The organism is Stutzerimonas stutzeri (assembly GCF_000952685.1).
In the GTDB taxonomy this organism is placed as follows: domain Bacteria; phylum Pseudomonadota; class Gammaproteobacteria; order Pseudomonadales; family Pseudomonadaceae; genus Stutzerimonas; species Stutzerimonas stutzeri_E.
Genome location: NZ_JYHV01000016.1, coordinates 45570 through 66710, shown reverse-complemented (window position 1 = coordinate 66710; position 21141 = coordinate 45570). Strand labels below are relative to the sequence as shown.

At 61.0% G+C, this 21141-nt stretch carries 17 protein-coding genes; 5 read left to right on the top strand and 12 right to left on the bottom strand.

What is annotated here, in order from left to right; genetic code table 11:
* The 3 genes from UF78_RS10470 to UF78_RS10460 are packed head-to-tail and all read right to left on the bottom strand — an operon-like array spanning window position 1 to window position 1318.
* A complete protein-coding gene (locus UF78_RS10470) occupies window positions 1-405 on the bottom strand; it encodes a hypothetical protein (RefSeq protein WP_045162143.1) in 405 nt (134 codons plus the stop codon).
* 32 nt (window positions 406-437) lie between these two features.
* Window positions 438-656 (bottom strand): hypothetical protein, encoded by a 219-nt coding sequence (locus UF78_RS10465; protein WP_045162142.1) that lies wholly within the window; start codon window positions 654-656, stop codon window positions 438-440.
* Window positions 657-700: 44 nt separating this feature from the next.
* On the bottom strand, window positions 701-1318 hold the full coding sequence (locus tag UF78_RS10460; RefSeq protein WP_052679308.1) for a hypothetical protein: 618 nt from the start codon (window positions 1316-1318) through the stop codon (window positions 701-703).
* A gap of 77 nt (window positions 1319-1395) precedes the next feature.
* On the opposite strand from UF78_RS10460, the gene UF78_RS10455 reads away from it, so the two are divergent.
* A complete protein-coding gene (locus UF78_RS10455; protein WP_052679307.1) occupies window positions 1396-2379 on the top strand; it encodes a tetratricopeptide repeat protein in 984 nt (327 codons plus the stop codon).
* A gap of 4 nt (window positions 2380-2383) precedes the next feature.
* Here the strand turns inward: UF78_RS10455 and UF78_RS10450 are convergent, their stop codons facing one another.
* From UF78_RS10450 to UF78_RS10415, 9 genes are all read right to left on the bottom strand, one after another.
* A complete protein-coding gene (locus UF78_RS10450) occupies window positions 2384-2773 on the bottom strand; it encodes a hypothetical protein (protein WP_045162141.1) in 390 nt (129 codons plus the stop codon).
* Complete coding sequence (locus tag UF78_RS10445) at window positions 2763-4058, bottom strand: pilus assembly protein N-terminal domain-containing protein (protein ID WP_045162193.1); 1296 nt, start codon at window positions 4056-4058, stop codon at window positions 2763-2765. Before UF78_RS10445 ends, UF78_RS10450 begins: the two co-directional genes overlap by 11 nt.
* Window positions 4059-4108: 50 nt before the next feature.
* Window positions 4109-6241 carry a type III secretion system export apparatus subunit SctV gene (sctV, locus tag UF78_RS10440; protein ID WP_045162140.1) on the bottom strand — a complete coding sequence of 711 codons (2133 nt, stop codon included), beginning with the start codon at window positions 6239-6241 and terminating at the stop codon, window positions 4109-4111.
* Window positions 6238-6567, bottom strand: a complete 330-nt coding sequence (locus tag UF78_RS10435; protein WP_045162139.1) for a hypothetical protein — start codon at window positions 6565-6567, stop codon at window positions 6238-6240. Before UF78_RS10435 ends, sctV begins: the two co-directional genes overlap by 4 nt.
* Window positions 6564-6947, bottom strand: coding sequence for a hypothetical protein (locus UF78_RS10430; RefSeq protein ID WP_045162138.1), 384 nt, complete (start codon window positions 6945-6947; stop codon window positions 6564-6566). Before UF78_RS10430 ends, UF78_RS10435 begins: the two co-directional genes overlap by 4 nt.
* Window positions 6948-6984: 37 nt before the next feature.
* The gene (locus tag UF78_RS22450; protein ID WP_052679306.1) at window positions 6985-7881 is read right to left on the bottom strand and encodes a SctD/MshK family protein; all 897 of its coding nucleotides are present in this window, start codon (window positions 7879-7881) and stop codon (window positions 6985-6987) included.
* Between the two features lie 107 nt (window positions 7882-7988).
* A complete protein-coding gene (locus tag UF78_RS22985; RefSeq protein ID WP_177330795.1) occupies window positions 7989-8150 on the bottom strand; it encodes a hypothetical protein in 162 nt (53 codons plus the stop codon).
* 362 nt (window positions 8151-8512) lie between these two features.
* A complete protein-coding gene (locus UF78_RS22980) occupies window positions 8513-12214 on the bottom strand; it encodes a hypothetical protein (protein WP_052679305.1) in 3702 nt (1233 codons plus the stop codon).
* Window positions 12215-12667: 453 nt separating this feature from the next.
* Window positions 12668-14074, bottom strand: a complete 1407-nt coding sequence (locus UF78_RS10415; RefSeq protein WP_045162137.1) for a PLP-dependent aminotransferase family protein — start codon at window positions 14072-14074, stop codon at window positions 12668-12670.
* Window positions 14075-14256: 182 nt separating this feature from the next.
* Here UF78_RS10415 and UF78_RS10410 point away from each other — a divergent pair, with 182 nt between their 5' ends.
* From UF78_RS10410 to UF78_RS10395, 4 genes are all read left to right on the top strand, one after another.
* On the top strand, window positions 14257-15303 hold the full coding sequence (locus UF78_RS10410; protein WP_080890588.1) for a TlpA family protein disulfide reductase: 1047 nt from the start codon (window positions 14257-14259) through the stop codon (window positions 15301-15303).
* A gap of 81 nt (window positions 15304-15384) precedes the next feature.
* Entirely contained in the window at window positions 15385-17415 is a 2031-nt protein-coding gene (locus UF78_RS10405) for a protein-disulfide reductase DsbD family protein (RefSeq protein WP_052679304.1), read from the top strand.
* A gap of 31 nt (window positions 17416-17446) precedes the next feature.
* Window positions 17447-18076, top strand: a complete 630-nt coding sequence (locus UF78_RS10400) for an FMN-dependent NADH-azoreductase (RefSeq protein WP_045162135.1) — start codon at window positions 17447-17449, stop codon at window positions 18074-18076.
* A 464-nt stretch (window positions 18077-18540) separates the two neighbouring features.
* A complete protein-coding gene (locus tag UF78_RS10395; protein ID WP_045162134.1) occupies window positions 18541-20538 on the top strand; it encodes a methyl-accepting chemotaxis protein in 1998 nt (665 codons plus the stop codon).
* Window positions 20539-21141 lie beyond the last annotated feature (603 nt).

The following is a 21141-nucleotide window of genomic DNA, read 5'->3' as shown; positions in this document are numbered from 1 at the left end:
TCATTGGCCTCGCAGCAGCGTATTGGCCGCACCAGATATCTGCGTCGCACCGCGCACCACCATTTGCGTCTCGATGGCATGATCGAACATCCGGCTCAACGACTCGGCAACCTTTTCGAGCTGAGCGTCGGCCATGCGCGTCGGTGCGCCAGGCTGATCAACCACGCTGACCTGCGCGTCGACGGCAGTTGGCCCGCTGCCGGATAGGCTGTCAGCGCGAGCAGCAAATGCTTGGGACCGCTCCAGAAACCCGTCGAGTCCATTGACCAGCCCTTCACCCAACTGCGCGGGGCTGGCTCCCTGTCCCGCGCTTTGGGCCTGGCTAGCCAGGTGTTCGAAAAGGTTCTGCGATGCCAACTCCTGCCCCCCGCTGGCGAGGTTGGTGGTGGAAATTGCTGGCGTCATCGCGTCTCCCCTTCTGTCTGTGGTGCAGACGTTTACTCGTCCGACATGGCTTCGTTGAGAATCTCAGTGGCGCGCGGCATAAGGATCATCTGCCCACCGACCTGTATGGCCCCGATGATCAATTGCTCGTTGAAGTCGGCCTCCGACAGCTCGTTTTGGGCGTTCTCGATGGCCTCGTCGAAGGTCCGCTCGTTGGAAGCGGCACTCGAGCCGTCGGTGATGACGCTGGTATCTACGGGATTGATCGACATGGAACCCTCCTGCATGGATGTGCCCAGGGCACGGTCAGTGGCTGTCAGCTGCGATTGCTGACGACCTCGGTGTCGGCGCCGCCCCGGAATACGCGGACGCCGATACTCGGAGCTCGACCCGGACTGCCACGCAGGCTATCCAGGCGTTGCTGAACATGAGCGATGTAGCCCGGCGGGCCTGAGACGTTCAGTGTCGCGCGGCGCTCGTCCAGACGCGCCCCGACGCCTGTTCCGTGGCGAAACGTGGCAAGCAGATGATCAAGCGCATCGCTGTCGAACGGGCCGACGTTGAAGCTGCGGCTAGCGAGTTCGGTGGCTGAATCGACCACGACCGCGTCGCCCTTGAGGTACCAGGTAAGCCCGGCAGCGGTTGAAATACGCTTCAGAAAGGCTCCGGCGTCCGGCGCCTGGATGTCCCCTCGCACTCTGCCCTTCACGCGTGCAGATAGAACGACCGGCACGTTCAGGTTACGGCCGAACTCAGCCAGCACGTTGCGCACGTCCTGATCAATCACGCGATAGCGATAGGGTTGAGCGAACCAGTCGGGGTCAGACGTGGCCTGCGCAGGTTGTGCGAGGGCAAGCCAAGCGAAAAACCAGATCGCGGCATGACGGAATGGCCGCAGGATGTTGAAGGCGTCATCGTGGCGATACGAGGTCATGTTCGTTCCATCCATACCATCACCTTGAAAGGCGACAGTCGGGCGCGGGCCCGCTAGGAAAAACAGCCATCCTGGTATTGCGCGACTACAACGACCACGTCCAGCAGCCGAAACGCGGAAGTCGCGTCAGCGACCTCTCGAATGGCAAAAGTATTGCGGCCCCAGATGACAACATGATTGCAGCGGCCCTGATGGCGTCGGCGGAATGTCATGGCATTGTCATGCCGCTCTGGCCCAATCGCTTGCTGCACCCACGCAGGAGCTATCCGTTGCCAGAGTTTGTCCGCCCCCGCCTGTCGGCTGTCTTCGTCTGCATGGCGCTAAGCGCCTGCGCCAGCAATCCCACCCCCCCTGTCAGTGATCGCGACCGTCTCCTATCGCTGGCCGAACAGGTGCGACGTGGCGGGGACCCAGCCTCGGCTGTCGCGCTGTATGAACGAGCCGCCGAGCTGAGCGATCAGGCACCGGAGGTCATGCTCGCACTCGGCGATACGAAGCTGGTTACAGGTGATGCAAGCGGGGCAGCACAAGCGTTTCGCGCGGTATTGACCCGCAATCCGGACGACCCACAGGCGCTACTCGGGCTGGGCACCGCGGACCTGCAGCAGGGTCGCATCGAGCGCGCCGTACGGTCTCTCCAAGCCGCCGCGCCGCAGATCGACACGGCGGTAGCTTATAACCGTCTCGGAACCGCGTACGTGCTGTCCGGCGCGTTCACTGAAGCCCAAGCCGCCTACGGAACCGCACTGGCGCATGCGGGCGGCGACCTGGACATTCGCAGCAACCTGGCGTTGGCATTCGCACTTGACGGTCAAGCCCAGCGAGCACGAGCAGAGGCTACGGCGATTACCGAATCCCCATTATCCGAACCGCATCACGTGCGCCAGCAAATGCTGGTATTGACCCTGCTTGGTGATGATCAATCCGCAGCTGATGCGCTGGCTGGTTTACCCAAGGCAGAGCGCGGCGAGTTGCTCGCTCAAGCTCGGGCGATCCGTTCTATCAAAGATCCCGCGGCCCGCGCGCGTGCCGTCGGCTTGTTGACCTCTACCCAACTCTGACCTGTCAGGGTGCGCCTGTGCTGCTCTCCTGCTCCAGACGCCGGCTGCGCTCGCGCTCATCTTCGTTATCGCCACGCAAGTAGCGCTCCGCGGCCTGGGCAACTGGCGCCGCGAAGGACGGTCCGGTATCGCGACCGCGACGCAGGTCATCAGGCCGCTCGACCATCCGCTGCAAATTGAGCGCATTGGCGCAACCGACCGGCAGGCGGGGCGAATTCGTTCCATTAGCAATGGCCAGACAAGCCTCCGGAAAAGGCCGCGAGTCGCCGGGCAGGTCCACATCGAACCCTGCCGAATAGTGCGGTGAGTCCAGCTCAGTGGCGCAGCCGCCAAGCATCGCAACCAGCCCCACCCAAACGACCGTTGCAGAAAAAAAGCGGATCTCATTCAACATGGAAGCCGAACTCCGTACGACGCGTGAACGCTGACGCGCCAGCCAGTTGCCAGGCGGGATTGGTGCCCGCCGGGTCCAGCGGTGTCGCCAAGTCGCGCTCGCCGCTCGGCTCGACCAGATACGGCGTGATCAGGATGACCAGCTCCGTCTCGTTCTGCTGAAAGCGCCGGGAACGAAACAAGCTGCCCAGCACCGGCATATCTCCCAGTAGCGGCAGGCGATCCATGTCTTGCGAGTTATTGCGTTGGAACAACCCGGCAATGGCGAAGGTCTGTCCGCTGCCTACCTCTACCCGCGTATCGGCGCGGCGGATACGGAACGTCGGCACCGTCAGCCCGGCGATTTCAACCGTGCTGCTGCCATCCAGGCTGCTGACTTCAGGTCGCACCCGCAGACCGATCCGCTCGCCGGGTAGCAGCGTCGGGGTGAACATTAGCGAGACGCCATAAGGTTTGTATTCGATACCCACCAGCTCGTTGCTGACGGGGACCGGCACCGGGATCTCCCCGCCCGCCAAAAAGCTTGCAGTCTGCCCGGTCATGGCCGTGATATTCGGCTCGGCAAGAATCTCGAGAATACCGTTACTCTGCAGCGCGTCGAGCAGCACGTCGACACTGCCGCTGCCGGAGCTGAAACCGCCACCGATCAGGTTGGTCGCCCCGTTGGCTGCCGCGCTGGCCAACGGGCCACCGGTCACCAGGCCGAACGAGAAGTTGCCGGCGTTGACCAAGGCGTTCCAGTTAACGCCATAACTGAGCAGTTGCTGACGTGAAACCTCGGCGAACCGAACTCGGATGTTGACCTGTGGCGAGCCGGCATAAGTGGTCGCATTGATGGCCGGTTGGCCTTCTATAGCCTGGCTGTCCAACGAAGCCTGGGTAGCCAGCGCAGACTGCACCGTATCCGCTTCTCCGGATGCGAACGCGCGGCGCCCGGCAAGATCGACACGCACCTTGCCACCACCGTCGGGCCGAACGTCCAGGCTGACCGTGCCGCGTGTTTGTTGTTCTGGCCCCAGAGCGATCAGATCGGTATTGCCAACCGCCTTGGCGTAGACATAAGCGACGCCGTCGGAGACGACGCGTACGTCAGCGATCGTCGGATCGGCGACAAACAGTGACTCAACGGCCGCAGGAAAGCGCAGCACCCTCCCTTCCCCCGGCGTCAGGCCGATCTGCTGGGCACTGCCAGGATCGATCGTGACCGGGCGGGCCTGAGCCATGACCGGCATCAATCCGAAGGCAAGCACCAACCAGCACAGCGGCCGGTACGTGGCCGCAGTCAGCCAATGGATAGCGTTCAGAAAACGTTCGGGCATGGGCGCTCCTTGCCGGCTCAAGAGGCTGCCATTGACGCAGGGGCGCGTTCTGGCGACGGTTTATAGCCCCGCGGCAGCTCCACAGGCGCGAGTGGCTGCACGGAAAATTCGCGGGTCAGGTCCTGGAAGCTCAGTACGGCGATATCGAGCCCTTGCCGGACAACCAATTGGCGCAGATAGCGGCGCAGGTCTGGTGATGTCATCAGCACCGGTTCCAGGTTGCCGCTCAGTCCGTCGTAATGCCCCTGGAGCTGGGACAACACGCCACGAGAGAGGGCTTCGGGCAATGCCTGGGCGCGATCGCTACGACGTAGCGCCTGTCTGATCGCCTCTTCCAGCGGACGGGTGAAGGTAAAGGCTGCGATGACGCGGTTGCCGTCGGCGTGGCGGTGGCAGATCTGACGCGACAGTGCCGCACGGACATGCTCGCTCAACACATGAATTTCAAGATCGCGCCCGCCCCACTCCACCAGCGCTTCGAGCACGCCGCGCAAGTTGCGCAGTGCAATGCCTTCGTCCAGCAGCCGCCGAAATACTTCGGACGTGCGCTGCAACGACACGACGCGCTGGGCTTCCTTGACCAGCTCAGGATACTCAGCTTCCATTCGCGACAGCAGTTGGCGAGTTTCCTGGATACCGAGAAACTCCGCGGCGTACCGCCGTAGCGTATGCGCCAGATAGGCGCCGAGCGCTTCGTCGATTCCCCGACAGGCCACTCCTGCCTCATTCAGCGCAGTGCGTGCGCCTCGTTCGACCCATAAAGTTTCCCGCCGCCCGATCAAAGGTGGCAGGTACTGTGCGTCGAAGCCGGCCAGTGACAGCGTCACCGTGTCGTCAAGTACCTGCAGACAGCCCGGCGCGACGCTCGCCTCGGCGATCGGCACCCCATCAATATCGACACCGATGCGGCCCTGCGCTGCGCTCGGATCGCATCGCACACCGACACGCGGCAGCTCGATGCCCAGTTCATCCATGACCTGCTGGCGCGCTTCGCCCGCCTGAGCTCTTACAGCGTCGAGGACCAGATCACGCTCCAGCGCAGCCCCCAGCCACAGCGTAACGCGGCAGTTCCGGTCATCGCTTTCCACCAAGGCCGGTCCAACCTGCGGCTCAGCCGGCGGCGTCGCAATCAGGCTCTCGAGCACCGGGTCGGCACCGGCCGCCTGTACTGGCCGCTCGCGACGCGCCAGACGGTAGGCGAAGGCGCCAAGAATCGCAGACAGGGCCAGAAACACAGGGGCGGGGAAGCCCGGCACGATCGCCATGCCGCCAAGAATGACGGCCGTCAGCCCCAGCGCCCGCGAGTTGGCACCCAACTGACCGACGATTTCCGTACCCAGGTCGCGCTCGTCTTCAGACGCGACGCGGGTCACTACCGTGCCCGCCGCAACGGCAATCAACAGCGCGGGAATCTGGGCGATCAGACCATCACCTACGGTCAGCAGTGAATAGGTATGAAGGGCCTCGTCAAACGGCATTCCACGCTTGAGCATACCGATCATCCAACCGCCGAACAGGTTGACGAAGAGGATCACGAGGCCGGCGATCGCGTCGCCTTTGACAAACTTCATCGCGCCATCCATCGCTCCGTAGAGCTGGCTCTCGCGCTCCAGACGGGAGCGCCGCGTGCGCGCCTCCTGCTGATCGATGTCGCCGTTGCGCAGATCGTTGTCGATACTCATCTGCTTGCCCGGCATCGCGTCGAGCGTAAAGCGGGCGGCTACTTCGGCCACGCGTTCCGAACCCTTGGTAATCACCAGAAACTGCGCAACCGTGATGATCAGGAACACCACAAGGCCGATCAGCACTTCACCGGCAATGACGAATTCGCCAAAGGCTTGCACGATCTCGCCAGCGTCACCTTCCAACAGGATCAGGCGAGTGGTCGTGATCGACAACGCTAACCGAAATAAGGTGCTCAGCAGGATCACTGGCGGCAAGGCGGAAAAGTCCACTGCTCGGGTCAGGTAAAACGCAACAACCAGGATCAACAGACTGAACGCGATGTTGATGCCAATGAGCAGATCTACCAGCCAGGTCGGCAGCGGCATGATCATCATCGCCACAGCGAGGAGCATGAACGCGGCGATCACCACGTCGCTGCGACCAGCAGCCAGTTGCGCCAGGCGATTCAACGGAGCCAGGGTCATTCGGTTCTCCAGGCCAGATAGCGGTGAAAACACTCGCGCGCATCGTCACGCCGGTTGAGTATCCATAAGGCCCGGCTGCGCAATAACTGGTGGTCGGCCTTTTCGCCTTCGAGCAAGGCCAGCTGATCGATCGCTAGCAGCGCGCGGCGGCCATCACCCGCAGCAAGGAAGCCACCAATCAGCGTCCGAAGAATGGAAGGCTGCGTGGGGGCAAGGCGCACGGCGAGCAATAGCATCGCCAGCCCGCGCTGGGGCTGTCCGGCGCGCGAGTAAAGATCGCCACGCACTTGTAGCCATTGCGCGGCCTCGTGGTGGTGAATGCTCATGAAATCGGATCCGGCGATAACCATTCGAGAAGCGCCATCTGCTGATCGCACTCTTCCAGCAGCATGCACTCGAGGGTTTCCAAGGTTTCAGCGTCGCCTTCCAACGATGGCAGCACCTGGTCCAGCAGGTACTGAAGAACTTCCAGCGAACGGCTTTCGCCGAGCAGCGCCGGATCGTCAATGATGGGCATCGTTGCCCGCTCCAACGCGCTGATCAGGGACCGAGTCTGAGCGCCGCGCCTTGTACGCAGCAAGCGCTCGAAGGTGTCACCAGCGGTACCGTTGACGACCGGATTGAAACGCCGCACCGCATCGGCAGTGGTTGCTGCCGACACGTCCGGGCCCGCTGAACGACCAAGTCGATGGGGATCGATTCTCATCGCCATGAGCTCCGGTGGATGTCTAGCGTTTGTCGGCTCATAGGGTCAGCACGAACTCGGCGCCATCGCGACGCAGCAGCAGGCGCTCGGCTTCGATGCTCGCCAGCACCCAACCACCGTCCACTGCTGCACCCGGGTATAAGCGTTGTCCGTTTTCGCCGATCACGTAGGGGTTTTCCCCTGTCCAGATCGCTTGCACCCGCACGCGAGGCGGTTCGATCGGCGCGACCGGGCTGACCGCACCGTGCAGCAGATGGCTGTGCCCGTAGGTTTGGTCGAACCAACGCTGGACATCGCGCCACCGTTGCATCCTGTCGGCATCGAGCGCGCCGGTCACCTGCAGGTAGCTGCCCTGAACATCCAGGCGTAGCGCTTGAAGATTCGCGTCTGCCAACCGGGCGCGCAGTTCTTCGGTAGGGTCAGCAGACGCTGGGGCAACGCTTATGGATGTTTGGGCGGGCTGCTCTGGCTCTACACGCGACGAAGCGCCACTCATGGCCAGAAAAGGAAACAGGCACAACCCGAGACCCGCGACACTTCCGGCTAACACCGCAGCGCGACGATCCAGCCAGCTCTGCAGCGGCGTCGCGATCGCACCAGTGGTACCCGCGCAAATGTGCATCTCCACCTCACCGATCCTGAGCGTGACAGGTAGCCGACCAAGGTACCCGCAGCCCTGCGCGACATGGGTGCCGTCGACATGCAGATCGGCACCAACGGCTTCGACGCGCAACCCCTTGCGCTTGACCAGTTGCAGCGCGAAGTGCTCGGGCGCGATCACGGCGTCACTGAGCACGACATCGCAGGTCAGGTCGCTGCCGATCCGACAGCGCTCATCGGTAAGCAGAAATGAGGCACCAGCATGCGCGCCGGCCGAGACCACGAATCGCGGTGGCGTCGGCGCCGAGTGGGTGGTGAGGGTCTGGGCAGTCATTGGATTCGAGCCCCGGAGCGGTGTTCATGGGGCGTTCTACTCGCCACATGATGAAGAAATCGATGCTTGGACGGCCGGGCGACGACAGTTCGCCGCCCGGTCGCGAATCAGTTCTGAGGACGCTGTTTGGTGGCGTCGAGCTCAGTCTTCTTCTCGGTGGTGATCTCGGTGATCTTGGCCGATTTTTCGATAGCGGCGTCGAACGCTGCTTCCATTTTGGCGATTGCGGCGTCTGCGCTGGTGGTGCTGGAAGGGGCAACAGTACTCATATCGATGTCTCCTTGAAGGGATAGAAGGACATGCGCAAACCGCGACTGCTCGGCTGCAACCTGCACACTGCTTACGAACAAAACACCCCGTTGGGCTGCGCTGTCCGTTGCATTTTCAGGATGAAGGCCAAAGGTGACGGTAATATGGCGAGACGGTTGATGCAGAGCAGTTTATTGACACGCACCTGACAGACGGTAGAGCCGTTTACGCCCCTTCTGGCCAAGCGCCTCCCAGAACTGACGACCGTCATCATGCACGCGAGCAATCGGCCGTCAGTGCAAAAAAAAGCCCGAACGGCCAGAGGCCACTCGGGCAAGCTTGGTGCTTCGGTTTCCTTGATCGAGGGAGCCGAACAAATAGATCAACTCGCTACGGTACTTCCCTCATCCATCTGGGTTTGCAAGTTACTTCCGTCCCCGTCGTAATCCACGTGTGTGATGTAGTCAAAGCCTGGCGATGGCAGATTTCCATCCTCAACGAAGAACTCGTACTCCTCTTCGCGGTACTCGAAGATGCTCTGGTCGTCCGGCGCGTCACGCTGGCCATAGCTGTACATGTACTGGTCAAGAAACTCGAAGCGCTGCAACCCGTCTTCGGTCAACAGACCCTGCTCGTCCAGATCAGCGAACAATTGCTGCAGGTCGTCGCGATGGGCGTCCATGCGATTGTTGTGCTTGATGTCCTCGACGATCAGGAACGGTGTCAACGCCACGGTCAGTGCGGCGCCTACCCACAGTAGCGGCGCGGCAATGGCCCGGGCGGCATTGGAGCCCAGAAGCGCCGCCATCTGTGCGCCACCGCCAGCAAAGTTGAATGCTCCGGCGGCCACGGTGATAGCCCCTTGCGCCACTGCAACCTTGTCGTTGCTGGCTAGTCCTGACTTGATCTTCAGTCCCCCGAGCACAAGGTCGGCCACACCGGTAAAGGTATTGGCCCCTGCATCCATTACCCGAAGAAAGGCCGAGACGCCCCGGGTGGTCGGCGTGCTGCCGTTGAGTCCCGGGTTCTTGGCGAAGCCGTCGCGGAAGCCGGCGTTAAGCTGATCCCACTGATCGGGCGTCAGATCAAGCTTCTTCGCCAGCTTGTCCTTGTCTTCGATGGGTGCGGCATCAACGGCGGTGTTGAAGTCCGTGAGAATCTTATGCAAATCGCCTTCGACCAGCCCCATGTTCCGACCGGCACCGCCTGGCACGTCCTTTCCAAATATCTGCGGCAAGGACTTGTCGAGCCCCAACATTTGATTGACGTGAGTGCCACGGACGCTGTCGACGATATTGCTGCCCAAGTTGACGAAGTGCTGCCCTGCGCCCAACACGCTGACGAAGTCCTTGGCGATGGCCAGTCGCTCCTCTGGCGTGTCCGCCAGCGTGCCGCCCTTGCCCGCGATCTGATAGATGCCAGAGGCCAGCGAAATCAGACCGCCTGCCGACCCGAGCACGCCGTTGCTATTGAGCTCGGTGATGGTCTTCAACATGCTGCCGTGGGCACCCTCGCCCAACGTCTTGTAGATGTCCTTGCCCATGACCTTGTCGATATCGGCCGCGGTCACGGTCCCGTTTTTGGCAAAGGTCGCGCCCAGTTCCTTCAAGGCCTCACCGAACGCTTTGGCGGTCTGCTTGTTGCCCAGAAACTCCTGCACGAAACGCTCGGTTTCCACAGTACGGCGGGTCATGTCGACACCACCCTTCTTCAGCGCAGTCAGAAGGGTTTTGATGGTGTCCTGGGTCGCAAGTACCGTGTTTTCGTCATTGATTCCGGAGGGATCGGCGAGCAGCTTGTCCAGATCCAGGGTCGTCGCATCGATCATCATGTGCTGCGAAAACTGTGCGGCCTTGTCCGGATCGAAGGCAGCGAGCGATGCGTAGGTCTTGCCGATATCGGCTTCAGCCAGATCAGCCTTGCCGCTCTCCTTCAGATCGGCAATGTAGCGCGAGTACTCCTCGGAGAAGGCCATCTTCTCAAGCTTGTCGAATACCGCGTCTTTGTCCGGCAGCGCGTCAAGGGCCTTGCCCTGTTGGGCCTGGAAATCTTTTTGCACAATGCTGGAGCCGAACAGCTCGGCCGTTTGCTCATCAACCTTGGCTCGATCGATGATCGAGGCGAAGTCCTCGCCGTTGACCTTGGACGTGCTCTGACCCATAGACATGTCCAGCGTCACCATGTCCAGGCCATTCTCGCTGGCAGCCTGGGCGCGCAAGGCGTTGTACAACTTGGCGCGGTCGTCGTCCTTTGCAATGCTGCCGTTGTCGATGCCGGTCTTCCATTCGCTGATCAGGTTCTGCCAGGTCAGCTCGCCTACGGTCAACTTGCGATTCTTGTCATTCGGATCGGCAGTCGTGGTTTCCAGGTTGGCCACATCCGTTTCGGAATCCAAAGGCAGACCGGCGCTCTTGCGTTCGAAATCCAGTCTGCTGTCTTCGGTAGCCTCAGGTCCCTTGAGGCTTGAGAAACCGTACTTACCGAAGTCCTGGAGGCGGCCTGCTTCGGTGCCATTCCTCGCTTCGCCATCCTTGGTGATGCCGTCAATGCTGCCATTGCCCACATCGCTTCCAGACAAAAGCTTTCCGTCGCTGTCATGTGTTTCGATAAATTCGAGTACTTGCGAAGCCCTGAACGCGGCGTCGGCATCCTTCTCGAAATCGCCGACTTGGTCTTTCAGCATGTCCTTGATGCCGCTCTGGTTCCCGAGATTCTTGAGCAATGGATCGCCATTGATGATGTCTTGTGCCGAGCGATCATCGCTGTCCGGCCGCTCCCACACGATGCCGAGTTTTTCCGCCTGTTCGCGAGCGTCCTTGTCATTGGCGGCCGACGCCGGGTCCTTGAGTTCGCCTTTGAGGTGGGAGAAGCCGAACTTGCCGAAGTCCTGAAGACGCCCGGCCTCCGTGCCGTTCTTCGCTTCGCCGCTCTTGGTGAAGCCATCGACACTCCCATTGCCGACATCTTTCCCGGCGATCTTCTCGCCTGAACTGTCCATCGTCTCGATATGCTCGAGAACCTGAGCCGCTCGGTAAGCGGCATCGGCATCCTTCTCGAAGTCGCCAACCTGCTCCTTGAGCATGTCTTTGACGCCGCTCTGGTTCCCAAGGTTTTTCAGCAACGGGCTGTCGTCGATGATGTCCCGGGCAGAGCGCTCATCACCTTCGGGACGTTCCCATTTGATTCCCAGCTTCTCGGCTATTTCGCGTGATTGCTTGTCATCCGCTGCAGCGGACACCTGATTGAGCTCCCCCTTGAGGTGAGAGAATCCATACTTCCCAAAATCCTGTAGACGTCCGGCCTCGGTGTTCGCCCTCGCCTCGCCGCTCTTGGTGAAGCCATTGATGCTGCCGTTGCCGATGTCGCCGCTGATGATGCGGTTACCGTCGCCATCAAGCTTCTCGACATGTTCCAGTACCTGAGCGGCTCGGTAAGCGGCATCGGCATCGTTTTCGAAATCGCCGACCCGCTCTTTGAGCATGTCTTTGACGCCGCTCTGGTTACCTAGGTTCTTGAGCAGGGGATTGTCATTGATGATGTCTTGCGCTGAGCGGTCATCCCCGTCCGGACGTTCCCATTGGATGCCGGCGGCCTCGGCCTGCTCTCGGGCTTCGGTGTCGTCGCCAACAGTGCTGACATCGTTGAGCTCACCCTTGAGGTGGGTGAAGCCATATTTCCCGAAGTCCTGCAGTCGACCCGCTTCGGTGGCATGTCTCGCCTCGCCGCTGCTAGTGAACCCGTCTACTCTGCCGTTATCCACATCGTTGCTGGCGATACGGTTGCCGCTTTCGTCGAACTTCTCGATATGCTCCAGGACCTGCGCGGCCCGGTACGCCGCATCGGCATCTTTCTCGAAATCGCCGACGCGCTCTTTCAACTTGTCCTTCACGCCGCTCTGGTTTCCCAGATTTTTCAGCAGCGGCGTATCGTCGATAATCTCTTGTGCTGAGCGTTTGTCGTCTGCTGGACGCTCCCAATTTATGCCTGCTTCCTTGGCCCCCTCAGCCGCCTGCTCCCACGCTCTTGTGGAATTCGAGTCCGTTCTGGGGTTGTCGCCTGCGTTACTCGTCGCTTTGACGGTCATTGTCTATTCCTTTCTCGAAGCACCAGAAAAGTACAGTGACTACATGAGCTTACGTGGGCCGGGCGCAATACTCGCTACTGGCTGGATCGGATGATGTAAACACCGTCCATGAGAACCCTCATGAATGAAAATTCAATGACAGCCCAACCCATCGAGCAACGCACTGCATTTCAACGGGACCTGACGTGTGAGCGATAACGCTTCGGCCGACCAGACGCAGCATGAATCCCCTCGCGAACGGTGCGATGTGTTTCGTAACGACAGGGCCTCCTGATCCGCATCGGACGGCGATGTCCGGGCCGCCGCCTGACAGCCATACCCCCAGCAAGCCATCCAACGGTGCGGTGAGCTTCTGCAAGACCAATCGATACCGGCTTTCTTCCGAGCACCGCCGACCTGCGGTAATCAACCTGCAAACGGCCTGGTACCGTATTCTGGGCCGGGAATCCGCGCCTATATCAGTGATTCAGTGAGCTGAACCAGATGTCTGCAGCAATCCTCAATGCCTTCGGCTGGAACATTGGTCACGCCCAACAGCAATCCACTTTGGGCCTGTGCAGCATCGGCATACCAGATGGATAACGGTAACGGCGCAATCCCGAATGCCAACGCCTCCTGGCTGATGGCAACGTCGTCCGTGCCTCGAGGCAAGTGCAACAGCAAAGCAAGTCCGGCCATCGCTTCGCTCGTGCCTGGAACGTTCAAGGCACGCTGTAGAGCGGCCAACCGGGCGGCATAGGTGCGCTTCATTCTGCGCAGGTGGCGCAGGTAATGGCCCTTGCGCATGAACTCGGCGAGCGCCCATTGGCTGGCGATCGACGCCGCAGGTGCCAGCGCAGCCGCTGTGTCTGCGACCCGGTTTGCCAAGGATGCCGGAGCCACAACAAACCCTAGGCGCAAACCCGGGTTGATGGTTTTGCTGAAAGTGCCAATGTGAATGACCCGACCTGAACGATCCTGGGAGGCAAGAGCCGGGGCCGCTCGACCTGCGAGTTGCAGCTCGCTCAGGTAGTCATCTTCTATGATCCAGCTGCCATTCCTCTCAGCCCACTCCAGCAGGCGAAGGCGCCGTGCCAGCGACAACGTCACACCCAGAGGTGCCTGCTGCCCTGCGGTGACGACTGCCAACGCCGCGTTCGGCGCGTGTCGGATACCCTCTTCGACGTTCAAACCCTGTGCATCAACCCTGACGGGTACCGACTCGATCCCCGCCATGGAAAGCGCCGTTCGGGTCATTGGATAGCCGGGATCTTCCATCCATGCCGTCTGCCCTCGCAAACCGAGCGCATGCAGGATCAGCCCTAGGCCACCCGAGTAGCCCGAGGTGATGACGATCTGCTCTGGCGCACAGATGACGCCTCGCGCCACCGAAAGATAGGCGGCGATCTCGGTCCGCAAACCGGGCTCGCCGCGAGGGTCCGGGTAGCTGACCGGAGCCATTGCGGCCTGACGGGCCGCGCCCGCGGCAATGCGTGACCATACTTTGTAGGGAAAAACGTCCTGCGCGGGTATGCCAGCCTGGAACACCATGGGTGCGTTGCTGAATGGATGCTGGTAGAAGTCCGGTAATGGCGAGCGCAAACTGCTGGCGTCAATCGCCCGGACCGCAGGTAACGGCTGCGCGACAAAGGTACCCGCAGCGCCCCGGGAGACGATCAACTGATCGTCGATCAATCGCTCATAAGCCGCCCGCACGGTGCCACGGGCTACGCCTAGTTGAACACTGAGGTCCCGCCAGGATGGCAAGCGAGCACCCGCATACAGATGCCCCTCGCCGATCGATCTGCCAATGGCTCCAACGATTTGCTCAACCAGGGAAAGCCCCGCCTCGCGGTTGAGTTCAATGCGCAAATCTTCCATGCATCCATCACCCGCTGGCGTTGACAAAAAGACGAAAGGAGGCCTGGCGTTCGAAAGCGGTACAGGCGCGCCGATGGTACAGCCAGATTTGCCGTTCATGGGCCTTTTTATTGAACCTTCAATCCATATGATGAAGCACTACAACGACCTATTTCATGCCCAACCCGGTCTAGGAGTTCCCCTTGCAATCACCGTCTTTCCTGTCATTCATCAAGCAGTTCGCGGCACTGCTCGTGCTCGGTTTCGTGTTCCACTCGGCTCACGCCGACGACAGTCTCGACGATGAGGGTGAGCGGCGGGCACGCACCGCCGGCGCTTCGCTGATCGGACATCCCGGGCCGGTTGCTGTGCTGGAAACCATCGATGGAAAAAAAATCGATCTGGCTGAGCTGTACGGTAACAAGCCGGTTTACCTGAAGTTCTGGGCCACATGGTGCGTGCCTTGCCGCCAGCAGATGCCCGGCTTCGAGCAATTGCAACAGACGATGGGCGACAAGGTGCAGGTCATCGCGGTAAACACCGGCTTCAGCGACGACATTGACTCGATCCGCGCATACCGCAAGGAGCATCAGTTGACCATGCCGATCGTGATCGATGACGGCAGCCTGGCGGCGGACCTCAACCTACGGGTAACCCCCCAGCATGTGGTGATCGGCCGGGATGGACTGATATCCCATATTGGTCACCTCGATGATCAGGCGCTGCACGCTGCGCTGGAGCGGGCCGTATCGGAGCAGACAGCCTCCGCCAGTCACTCGGAGGCCAACACAGCGCCCGAAACGCCGCAGTTCGGCGTGGGCGACACCGTGACCGACCTGAGCATCGAAACCCTCGACGGTGATCATGTGAAGCTGGGCAAGGGTGACAAACCACGTGCGCTGGTGTTCTTCGCCCCCTGGTGCGAGTCCTATCTCGAGGAAAGCCGGCCCGAGACGTCCCAGGCTTGCCTACGGGTACGCAAGGATGTGGACAACCTGATGGGCCAGAGCGACATGGAATGGCTGGGCGTTTCTTCAGGCCTGTGGGTCTCGGCCAGCGACCTGCAGGACTACAAGAACACCACACCGACCACTCTGCCGCTGGCGCTCGACGAGCAGGACGAGCTCTTTCGTGCCTTCGCCATTCGGGACATCCCGACGGTGGTACTCCTGGATGCGCAAGGCCGTGTCACCAGCATCCTCAAACCGCAGGACAGCAATCTCGTAGAGGCCGTAAAAGCGCTGCCCTGACCCGTTGCGCCCCGCGGTTGCGGAAGGAGGCGCCATGATGCCTCCTCTCTTTGTTCACTCGATACCTTCGTCAGGAACCGCATGCCACTGCTATCGCTAAACAGGCTTCTGCTCTGCCTCTGCCTGTGCGCTTTCAATCTGCCTAGCCTGGCAGCCGAGATGCCTGGGCCGGACGATGTATTGATCGCCTCCTCGCTGATCGCTTCAACCGAGGCGCCTTCATCCGGGTCGACCACAACATTGGCGATCTTCATGGAACCCCAGGGCGAATGGCATGGCTACTGGAAGCAACCAGGCGATGTCGGTCTCCCCGCCAAGTTCACCTGGCATCTGCCGGACGGTGTAACGGTGGGCGATCCCGCTTATCCGCTGCCGCAAACGCTGCTGATCGAAGGTCTGATGAACCATGTCTACGAGCATCCCTATGCGTTGCTTGTAGACCTGTCTCTCGAAGACAACCTGCCAGACGGGACCGCATTGCCGATCCGTGTGGATATGCAATATCTGGCCTGTCGGTACGACGCCTGCGTCCCTGAGCGGGCCTCGCTGGGCATGACATTGCATGTCGGCGACGGTCATCAGTCGCCGGGCGTCGCAGCCCGTTTCGCCAGCTGGCGCCAGGCGCTGCCCAGGCCACTGGCCACGCCGGCCAGTTATGACGTGGACGGCGATCGCCTAAGCCTTCGCGTGCCCCTTCCAGCCGGCGTCTCGATCCGGAATCCTCATCTGTTTTCAGCAACCAAGGGGGCGATCGACAACGCAGCTCCCCAACGCGTTGAGCGCCGCGGCGATGAACTGATTCTGGAAACCCGCGCGGGAGCTCAAGTACCCGATGCTTTCCAGGCCACGCTGAAACTGAGTGATGACCTGGGGCTGGATATACATGCGAAACGCGGCAGCCCGGCGAGCGGGACCGACAGCGGCTTGAGCGTCATCCTGTTCGCGCTGGCCGGGGCGATTGCCGGCGGACTGTTGTTGAACTTGATGCCGTGCGTTTTCCCTATCCTGAGCCTCAAGGCCTTGAGCTTGGCGCGCTCTGGCATCAGCCCGGCTATAGCTCGTCGCGACGCCGTGGCCTACACCAGCGGTGTGGTGTTGGTGTGCGTCTTGCTCGGCGCCGTTCTACTCGCCCTGCGTGCTGCTGGCGCCCAGGTCGGCTGGGCCTTCCAACTGCAGAACGCTAGCGTGATTCTGACCCTGATGTTGCTTACCACCGCCATCGCCTTCAATCTGGCCGGGCTGTTCGAGCTGGCAGCGATCGATGCTGGAGCCAAGCTAACCAAGCAAAGCGGCGTCGGCGGTGCATTCTGGACCGGCGCGCTCGCGGCCTTCATCGCCACGCCTTGCTCCGGGCCGTTCATGGCAGCAGCCCTGGGCGCTGCGCTGGTTTTACCGACTGCCGCAGCCATGCTGGTATTCGCCGGGCTTGGTCTGGGAATCGCGTTACCCTTCTTGGCGCTGGGGTTCGTCCCCTCGCTACAACGACGCTTGCCCAGACCCGGTCCCTGGATGGGAACCCTGCGCCACGTCCTCGCGGTGCCAATGTTTCTCACCGCGCTCGCCCTCCTCTGGGTACTTAGCCATCAGGTGCCGGCCAATGCACTGGTCGCATCCCTGGGCTGCGCCATGCTGCTTGCACTCGGGCTCTGGCTGACTGGCCTCTGGCAGCAGAAACTGAAACGCAACGCCTGGTTACCCGCTGCTGTTGCATTGATCCTGTCGCTCGGCCTGGGCTGGAGTCTGGTAACAGGGCAAACCGCACCGGCTTCGGATGTGCAGCGGCACGTGTTCGACGAGAAGCAACTGGCCCAACTTCGCGCTGATAAGGTACCGGTGTTCCTTTACTTCACCGCTGACTGGTGCATCACCTGCAAGGCGAACGAGCAAGTCGCCATCGACCGTGACGCAACCGCACAGGCTTTTGCCGCTGCCGGGGTTGAAGTGATGCGTGGCGACTGGACCAATGGCGATCCCATCATCACCGCATTTCTAGAACGCCACGGTCGCTCAGGCGTTCCGCTGTACCTGTGGTACGGAGCGGGTGAAGCCGAGCCACGACTACTGCCCCAGATCCTCAGACCGGATTCGCTGCCCGAACTGGTGCAACGGTAATTCTGGATATCGAAAGACCAAGGAGTCGCTCATGGAACAATTGCTCGTCATCAACACCAGCCCGCAGCGCAGTGCGTCGTACAGTCGGCAAATGACAGAACGCTTTGTGCGTTCTTGGCGCCTTCGATACCCGAGCGGCGAAATCGTCTACCGCGAGCTGGGCAACCAGCCAATTCCACATGTGGATGAGCGCTGGGTCCAGGCCGCTTTCACACCGCCCGAGGGCCGGGACTCTCAACAGAAAGACATCTTGGCGCTCAGCGACGAACTGGTGAGCGAGCTGAAGCAAGCCACCCAGATCGTGATCGGCTGCCCCATGCACAACCTGTCGGTGCCCAGTACGCTGAAAGCCTATATTGATCAGATTATTCGTATGGGAATCACTACCCGCCTGGTGCCCGGCACACCCGGCAGCCCCTACGCAGGTCTATTGCTCGACAAGAAAGCGTATCTGCTGCTCGTGCGAGGCGGCCATGGGTACGGTGAAGGGGGAGCTTACACACACATGAATTTCCAGGAGCCCTACCTTACTGCAGTGCTGGGCATGCTGGGCATCCACGATGTGGCAACGGTCAGTCTGGAATACACGGCCATCGGCGGTGATCAACTCGATGAAGCCGTCAAGCGGGCCAGTTCACGTATCGATGCACTGTTGGGTTAAGCGACGACGGCACCGGTCTGGTCTGTGATACCCGACCAGAACCACCTGCCGCCGCGTCTCCAAGCCAACAACGAGAGCCGGCATCCGCGACTGCTCGACCGGTACGGCAAGCGGCCTAGAAAACCGGTGACTGTCTTGCTTCCCTGTTGACACTCTAAGGCTCCTACGCACCCTTAATGCGGTCTGTGGCGCTTCACGACCGCGAGCGAATATGCGTTCGTCCATTAGCGACTGGACGCTTCAGGGAAGCATGCTCAGCTTCCATTGTCGACCGTAAGCCCCACCCCCTGCCCTGTGAATCAGTGACGCCCTGGACTTCGGCACAAGCGCATCGGTCGCTGGGCGTATCGAGCACTGAACCACGATGACCGCCAGTCGCCCTTTTCTTAACTAATCGGTCAACTAGCCGATAGGGAGCCATCGCCACGCCCGGGTCGGGCCGGCTGTCTACAGGTTCAGGATCCATGTTCACTTTGCGTACCATTAAAGCTCGCTACACAACCGCCTTCATCAGCTTCGTTCTCTTGGTCATGCTGCTCACGATGCTGGGCGTCAAGCGCTTCGTTACCCCGCAACTCATGGCTGCGGGCGAAACCATCGTCATGTCCCAGGTCACTGAGATTGGCGAGCACATCGCGATGGAACTGGCGCGAGTCGAGGCGCAAGCACGCAGCATCACCCAGACGGTGCCGATGCTCGACAGTGACGGGATCGATCGGGTCCTGCCCGGCCTTGTCGACCAGTACGGTGATATCAAGGTCTTCGGCGGCGGCATCTGGCCGCTCCCAGAGGTCCGCACACAAGGCCGCGCAAAGCACAGCACCTTCTACCACCGGGACGCGTCGGGGAAGCTTATCGTCAATACCCACTGGAACTCGCCAGAGTCGCGTAACTACTTCGAGGAGCCATGGCACCGGGCCGGCATGCAGGCACCTCGCGGCAAATGCGTCTGGGCAGCCGCGTACCAGGACGACGCCAGTGCGGAGCCACGTACCAATTGCGCCATGACCATCTATAAGGACGGCTCCCCCTGGGGCGTGTCGACGATCGATCTCACCCTTGGCTTCTTCAACCGCTTGGTTGCAGAAAAGCAGGATGAGATCGAAGGCGAAGTCATGATCGTCGAAGCCGATGGCAAGATCCTCAGCAACCAGCCGCAGCTGGGCTCGGACATGGTGCTGCGCAACGTTTCCGACATGGCCAGCCAGTCGCCCTTCATCGCGACCGTACAGAAGGCGCTCGCCAGTCCGCCGCAACCGCTACGACGGGAGGTATTCACGAACAAGACCGGAGAAGAATTCACTTTCTTCATGGCACCTGTCGATGGTACGCCGTGGTTCCTCGCCGCCGCCCTACCGACCGCCAAGCTCGAGGCACGAAGCGATGCGATGCTCAGGACGCTTGCATCCCTGCAAATTCCAATGGTGCTCGTCCTGCTAGTCCTCATGCTTGTTGCGATCAACCAGCTCATGAAGCGACTTGGCGTTCTAAGGACAAACATCGATTCCTTGTCCGCGGGCGACGCCGACCTGACCAAGCGTATCGATATCAAGGGTGAAGACGAGGTCGACCAGGTCGGACGCTCCGTCAATGGATTCATCGGCTACCTGCAGAAGATGATGATCGACGTAAGTGACGCCACCACCCAGATCCAGTCCGAGATCGCGCAACTCAAGCAGCTGTCACGTTCTACCAACGATGCGCTTGCCCGGCATGCCTCGGAAACGGACCAAGCCGTTACGGCGATCAACGAAATGAGCTCGACTGCCGAGTCGGTTGCTCACAGCGCCAGCGACACGGCGACCTTCACCAAAACGGCCAACCACAACGCGATCTCATCCAAGCTGGTGGTTGACGATGCATCCAGCAGCGTGCGCTCGTTGGTCAGCGAAGTGGAAAGCGCGACGGCCAAGGTCCAGGCGATGCAGGCCGACGCCCAGCGCATCAACGATGTACTGGGCGTCATTGGTGACATCGCCGGACAAACCAATCTACTCGCACTCAATGCCGCGATCGAAGCGGCACGAGCCGGCGAGCAGGGCCGTGGTTTTGCAGTCGTCGCCGACGAAGTCCGCGCACTCGCCGCACGTACCCAACAGAGCACGTCCGAAATCAATGAAACGCTCCAACGCCTGAAAGAAGCTGTGGGCTCTGCCGTGCAGGCCATGGAACAAACCAAGGCCAGTTGCCAGGCGACAGCCGACAAGACCGCTCAGGTCACTGTCGGGCTGGACGAGATGGCCAGCTCGGTCGTTCACATCAACGACCTCAGTACTCAGATCGCGACAGCCGCCGAAGAGCAAAGCGCCGTGGCCGAGGAGATCAATCGGAACATGGTCGCAGTGCGCCACGTGGTTGAAGAGCTGGTCGAAAGCGGCGTGAGCGTCGACCGAAGCACAGAGTCCCTACTTGGCACCAATGCCCGCCTAACGGCCTTGGTGAATCGCTTCAGGGTTCGCTAACGTTCGAGCTGATGAGAATGGCCCCGACAGGGGCCGTTCCACTGCAACACACCTCCGCAAGCTCTACCGACGTTGCACTGCGTCCTGCCTGTGCAAGCCACACTGCTGTCGGTAGCCAGGGCTGTCGAGCATAGTGGAGCACCTCTTCGAACATTGCTCATTCGATTTCTCGCCATGCCGCCAAGGCAACTGGTCGCGCAACAGCCCGGAGCTTGGGCGGCCAGCGGCTCCCCCGACTGAGACGCGGCCAATGTGGTACACCAGATTAACCGGCTGGCCGAACAGTTGGTGGGCCGACGGGTTTAGGGCGGCGTTCTGCTGTTGTCCTACATAGAAGTGGCCACAAGCCCGCTGACGGTTATGGCCCGAGACAATAACCGCAACGCAACGATCCTGGGCGCCTTCGCCCCAGCCGTGGTTCCATATTCGTGGGGCTCCTAAGCACCCAGCATGAGCGCGACAGAGCGATCAGGGCTGTGACCGTAACGTCGAACTGCGTCGCCTAATGGTCGCTCTGGTCAATCTAGAGCACTGCTTTACGCCCCGAGTAAGCGTCTAACCGCATTATCGATCACCAGGTCCTGAAACACCGCGCCATATCGC